General features: G+C 61.0%; 8 protein-coding genes and 1 pseudogene. 5 read left to right on the top strand and 4 right to left on the bottom strand.

Translation table 11 applies throughout. The features are described 5' to 3' along the window. A partial coding sequence (locus ACS5Q1_RS09835) for a VOC family protein (RefSeq protein ID WP_473097984.1) occupies positions 1–316 on the bottom strand: 316 nt, incomplete at its 3' end. 102 nt (positions 317–418) lie between these two features. On the opposite strand from ACS5Q1_RS09835, the gene ACS5Q1_RS09830 reads away from it, so the two are divergent. The 5 genes from ACS5Q1_RS09830 to ACS5Q1_RS09810 all read left to right on the top strand — a co-directional run bounded on the left by ACS5Q1_RS09830 (position 419) and on the right by ACS5Q1_RS09810 (position 3,288). Next, positions 419–739 (top strand): ArsR/SmtB family transcription factor, encoded by a 321-nt coding sequence (locus ACS5Q1_RS09830; RefSeq protein ID WP_473097983.1) that lies wholly within the window; start codon positions 419–421, stop codon positions 737–739. Beyond that, complete coding sequence (locus tag ACS5Q1_RS09825; protein ID WP_473097982.1) at positions 736–1,179, top strand: SRPBCC family protein; 444 nt, start codon at positions 736–738, stop codon at positions 1,177–1,179. Before ACS5Q1_RS09830 ends, ACS5Q1_RS09825 begins: the two co-directional genes overlap by 4 nt. 47 nt (positions 1,180–1,226) lie before the next feature. Next, on the top strand, positions 1,227–1,910 hold the full coding sequence (locus tag ACS5Q1_RS09820) for a glutathione S-transferase family protein (protein ID WP_473097981.1): 684 nt from the start codon (positions 1,227–1,229) through the stop codon (positions 1,908–1,910). Further along, positions 1,903–2,337, top strand: coding sequence for a YybH family protein (locus ACS5Q1_RS09815; RefSeq protein WP_473097980.1), 435 nt, complete (start codon positions 1,903–1,905; stop codon positions 2,335–2,337). Before ACS5Q1_RS09820 ends, ACS5Q1_RS09815 begins: the two co-directional genes overlap by 8 nt. Positions 2,338–2,715: 378 nt before the next feature. Next, on the top strand, positions 2,716–3,288 hold the full coding sequence (locus ACS5Q1_RS09810) for an NADPH-dependent FMN reductase (protein WP_473097979.1): 573 nt from the start codon (positions 2,716–2,718) through the stop codon (positions 3,286–3,288). A 220-nt stretch (positions 3,289–3,508) separates the two neighbouring features. Here ACS5Q1_RS09810 and ACS5Q1_RS09805 read toward each other — a convergent pair. The 3 genes and pseudogenes from ACS5Q1_RS09805 to ACS5Q1_RS09795 form a co-directional block, all read right to left on the bottom strand. After that, positions 3,509–4,224, bottom strand: a pseudogene (locus ACS5Q1_RS09805) (IS6 family transposase). Positions 4,225–4,506: 282 nt separating this feature from the next. After that, positions 4,507–4,776: a DUF6894 family protein gene (locus ACS5Q1_RS09800; protein WP_473097978.1), complete on the bottom strand. Its 270-nt coding sequence runs from the start codon at positions 4,774–4,776 to the stop codon at positions 4,507–4,509. 82 nt (positions 4,777–4,858) lie between these two features. Beyond that, on the bottom strand, positions 4,859–5,059 hold the full coding sequence (locus ACS5Q1_RS09795; protein WP_473097977.1) for a hypothetical protein: 201 nt from the start codon (positions 5,057–5,059) through the stop codon (positions 4,859–4,861). Between the last annotated feature and the right edge of the window lie 245 nt (positions 5,060–5,304).

Below are 5,304 nucleotides of genomic sequence, written 5' to 3'. Positions count from 1 at the left end.
AACCGCACTCGCTCTCCTGGCCGCCGTTGCCGACGATGGCGTTCCAGTAGCGGTCGGTCTCCTCCTGATCGTCGGTGGCGATCTGGAACGAGAAGGCTTCGTTGTGCTGGAACGCGGGTCCGCCGTTGAGGCCGATGCAGGCAACCCCCGCCACGGTGAATTCGACCACCAGCACGTCGCCCTCTTTGCCGGATGGGTAGTTACCAGGCGCACGATGCACGGCTCCGACTGTGCTGTCGGGAAAAGTTTCGGCATAGAAGCGGGCAGCGGCCTCGGCATCCTTGTCGTACCAGAGGCAGATCGTGTTCTTTGCCATTGCGTCTTCCCTTTCCCTCTTGAAGCGGGCTCTTGACCAGCCTCCATCACTCCTGTGAAGGATGCGGCGGAACACTTTACCACTTAGCGAAGTTTTGTCACTATGCCGCTCGACCAGACATATGCCGCGCTATCGGATCCGTCCCGACGCGCCATGCTGCAAAGGCTCGCGCAAACCCCGGAGCTTTCCGTTTCCGAGCTTGCCGCGCCCTTACCCATCGCCCTGCCGACGGTGATGAAGCATCTCGACGTGCTCTCCAGGGCCGGTCTGATCCAACGGTACAAGACCGGGCGGACTGTCATGGTCTCGCTTGCCCCGCAATCAATGGACGAGGCGAGAGCGTGGCTCGAACGCACGGCTGCCTTCTGGTCGGAGCGGATCGATCGCCTTGCCGCCATTGTCGAAGAGAAGGAGAAGCGATGACGAGCCTCACCATCATCCGCCGGATCAAGGCGTCGCCCGAGGCCGTGTTCGCCGCCTTCGTCGATCCCAATACCATCGCGCTCTGGTGGGGCCCGGACCGGGGCCCAGTGCTCCTGGCCGAGGTCGATCCTCGCATCGGCGGCCGGTTCCATATCCGGTTTCGCATGGAGGACGGCACCGAGCACGGCAGCACGGGAGCCTTCGAGGAGTACGATCCGCCGCATCGGCTTGCGATGAGTTGGACCTGGGACTCGGACCCCGAAGAAACATCCCGTGTGGAGGTCAGCTTGCGCGCCATCGAGGACGGCACCGAACTGACATTTGTCCATGCCCGCCTGCCCGATGAGGCGTCGCGTGACAGCCATGAGGATGGCTGGAACGGCGCACTCGATAAGCTCGCGGCCTTCTTCGCAGAGGGGCGGCCCGCCTCGGGGGGCTGAACCGCCCCCATTCCAATCGAAAGGACGATGTGATGGAGGAAGCGCCTATGATCACCATTACGGCAATGAAGTGGGCACCGCCGTTCGCGGCAGGAAACGTGAGGGACCATCGTGCACGCTGGATCCTGAACGAGGTGGGCTGGCCCTATCGGGTACGGCTTGTCGATGCGCCGACGATGTCCTCGGCCCAATACAGAACCAAGCAACCCTTTGGCCAGGTGCCCGTCATGGAGGAAGACGGACGTCCCGCGCTGTTCGAGTCAGGGGCGATCGTGCTCGACGTCGCGACCCGTTCAGGCAGGCTGCTCCCCGCTGATGCGAACCAGCGGTCTGAGGCGGTGATGTGGATGATCGCTGCGCTCAACTCCATCGAGCCGTTCCTGATGAACCTTACCGAGGTCGAGTTCTTCATCGCGGATGAGACGGAGAAGCGGTTGCGTCGCCCGGCGGTGCTAGCCGCCGCGAAGAAGCGACTGGGCGAACTCCAGGACGCGCTTGGTGGACGCCAGTGGCTTGTAGGCGACAGCTTCACCGTTGGTGACCTGATGATGTCCTCGGTGCTCAAGATCGCCTCTTCGCTGGAGGTTCTCGAAGGTTTCCCTGCCTTGGCGGCCTATCAGGCCCGATGCTTTGACCGTCCGGCCTACCGCAAGGCAATCGATGATCAATGCGCGACGATTGCTCAGCACAGGATGGAGCATATGCGCTATGAGGAGGCACATCATGGCTGATGATGAGAAGGACATCCTGCGTATCTTACGCGACCAGGAAGCCGCGATCGGACGTGGTGATGCGGAAGCGGCAATCTCGGCTTTGGCAGCTGATGTCGTGACGTATGACCTCCCGCCACCTCTTGAGTATCGCGGCACTGGCACGCCTGCCGTCGACGGGCTCCGGGAGTGGTTCGCGACATGGGAGGACGGCGTCACGGTCGAGATGAAGGACCCGCAGGTCATCATCAATGGCGATCTCGCCGTTGCCTTTGGCTTGGCGCGGATGCAAGGCACCAAGAAGGGTGTCGGCCCACTCGACCAATGGCACCGTCGCACGATCGTGCTTCGACGTCGCGATGGCGTCTGGAAGATCAGCCACGAGCATAGCTCATTCCCAATGCGGATGGACGGAAGCGGAACTGCCGCAACAGATCTGGTCCCGTGAAAGGCACGCAGGTTGGCGGCCAGTCTATGCCAATCGACAGAGTTTATGATGCGAGGGAAGCGCCTGATCTGATGCCGGCTTGAGTCTGCCTTGGGTCATGGAAGGTCCTTCAGCGTGGCCGTGTGATGGTCCGCTTCATCGTCCCTTTGCAGAAGTTCAGCTCAGGTCAACCCCGTGCCAGGACGAGACATTCCCCTCAGACCGGATCTTCAGCGCAGCCGCCAGCCCTCAGCGGCAGCGTTTTGCGCCGGCGACCATCACTTTTCTGACCATTCCGGAGGCCGGAGATTCCAACTGCCGTTAGAACTGCCACGATTCTGATCGAAGTTGGATTGTATCAGGGATCCGGTCAGGATCCTTCGCACCAAGGAGAGAGCCATGACCACCTTCAAAGTTGGCTATCTGATCGGCAGCCTTGCGAAGGAATCGATCAACCGCAAGCTTGCCATGGCACTGACACGCGTTGCCCCGGAACACCTTGCGTTCACCGAAATTGCGATCCGGGATCTGCCGCTCTACAGCTATGACTACGATGCCGACTTCCCGCCGCCGGCAAGAGCATTCAAGGCCGCCATCGCGGCTGTCGATGCGGTGCTGTTCGTGACCCCGGAGTACAATCGTTCGATCCCGGGCGGGCTGAAGAACGCCATCGACTGGGCCAGCCGGCCCTACGGCCAGAACGCGTTCACACGCAAGCCTTCGGCCGTGATCGGCACCTCGCCCGGCGCGATTGGCACCGCCATCGCGCAACAGCAACTGCGCAGCGTGCTCAGTTTCTGCAACTCGCCCCAGATGAATGCGCCGGAGGCTTATGTTCAGTTCAAGCCCGGGCTGATCACCGACGAGGGCGAGGTGACCGACGAGACAACGGCCGAGTTTCTAAGGAACTACATGGCGGAGTTCCACCAGTTCATCGTCAGGGTCTACACCGCCCTGCCGCGCAACATCTAACGCAGACGGCAGTGTCAGACGGTCGGGCCGCACTGGACGGTCATGCATATGGGAGGTTTGACAATGGCGACAAAGGTCAAAGACTGAACCGGCAAGGTCCAATCCCATTTTGCAATTTCTCCACTTGGCATAGGTGCGAGGCGTATCATTCCGCCTTCCCGTTCGGGGTTCCGTTGCAACTCCTGACATAGGTCAAGCGAAGGCCGGACAAGAACCCAGGTTACGCGGCTGCGCCAAACAGGGTAGCAATGAAATCGCGCTGCGCGCCCATGTCATTCGCTGGTGCACTGACCACCGGTCCCTTGCGGATCACGCCATCACCTCATAGCCTGCAATCGTCTGGGTGGCCGTCACAAAACTCTTGAAGCCCAAACCTGGCCGGACCAAGCGCTTGATGCGCCGATGGTCCTGCTCGACGATATTATTCAGAAATTTCACCTGCCGGACTTTGGCAAAGCGCCAAAGCGTCCCCTCCCGCTTCATGGCTTTTGTCGCGATTGGGTAAGCGGCGTTCTTGTCGACCGTGATGGCCTGCGGATTAACCGTGTGCGGCTGCCCCAGAGCCTTGCAGAAGAACCGTCGCGCTGCCGCCGCATCCCGCTTGGGCGAAAGCAGAAAGTCGATTGTCTGCCCGGTCGCATCGACGGCGCGGTACAGGTACACCCACTCGCCTTTTACCCGAATATATGTCTCATCCACGCGCCATGAGCCGTTCGTCGGACGTAGATGCGATCGGATGCGCTTCTCGAGTTCTGGAGCGTAGGCCTGGATCCAGCGAAACAAGGTCGTGTGATCAACTCGGACACCGCGATCCGCCAGCATGCACTCAAGATCGCGATAGCTGATCGGGAATTGTAAGTACCAACGCGCCGCCCACAGGATGACCTCCGCTGTAAATTGCCGACCCTTGAACGGGTTCTTGTTATTTCGCTTCACTGCCAGCCCCTCTCAGCCCGCTCCTGTCGTAGCTCGGGCCGAGCAAGGTTCAAAGCTGCAACAGAACCGCCCGCACCAGCATAATGAACACAAGTGGACCGCTCGACCCAGGATCCCACAATGCCTGCGAATGTCCGAAGTGAGTTGGACCGCCGACCTTCCAAGCCCATCACTCTCCATCGCAGGTTCACCCCGAGCGGATCTCGCCCTGGTTGGATCTCTTTCCTGATAACTGACCAATGCTGGTCGATAGCGCGTTCCGCAATTCCCGTCTTTCCCGAATTACGCACTCCAAGGCTGCGCAGGCTGATCCTCGACCTGGGTTCGTTCGAACCAGAGCGAGACGGTCACGGTGATCAGGCGCTCTTTGCTTTCGTTGCAGACCTCAACGATGACAACGTGGTTCGAGGGTTCCAGAGGCATGTCCTTCGCGATCTCTCCGGCAAGGCCCACGGCGTGGGCTTTGGCAGAGCCCAGGTCCTCGAACTCCTCGCCGGCACGATCGGGACGGAATTCCAGCCCCTCGCGGATGTCGAAAAAGTAGCGCGGCATGGCTGTGCATCCCTGGCGGATGGTAGCCATAACGCTCAGGTGGGCATTGTGTTCGCCGGTCCAGATAGGCGCCTACCGGAAATCATGCCCCTGATCGAGGCTCCGGCTTGGAGCCGTCGGCCTGAGCCCGACGCTCCTCTTCCTCCGCGAGCCCTTCAAGGCGCTTGGCCGTCTCAAGGAGTTGCTCGCGGGCCTCATCGACCGAGAGCTTCTGGACAATCGCCCGGATCTCCCGCGCCTGATGGCGATATTCAGCCGCCTTGTCGTGATAGGGATGTTGCACGGCCTACTGCCTCCACCACAGCCCGAGATTATCCCCTACAGCCAAGGGGGCGACGCCGGCGCGATAGGGGTTGGAGAACCTCCCGATCGGCCGGCGTCGGGGCCTCGCGATCACGGCCGTCCCAGCGGACCAGGCCATGAGAGGCCACTGACCTCAGCCTACTCCCGTAAGCCGCCACTTCGAAGCTCTCCTTTGGTTGAGGCCACTCCTCGAATCCTCCGCGGATTGGGCGGTATGAAACGGGA

It is taken from the genome of Microvirga sp. GN3, from assembly GCF_055792825.1.
The sequence above is the reverse complement of the archived record's forward strand: the minus strand, read 5'-3'. Positions and strand labels throughout refer to the sequence as shown.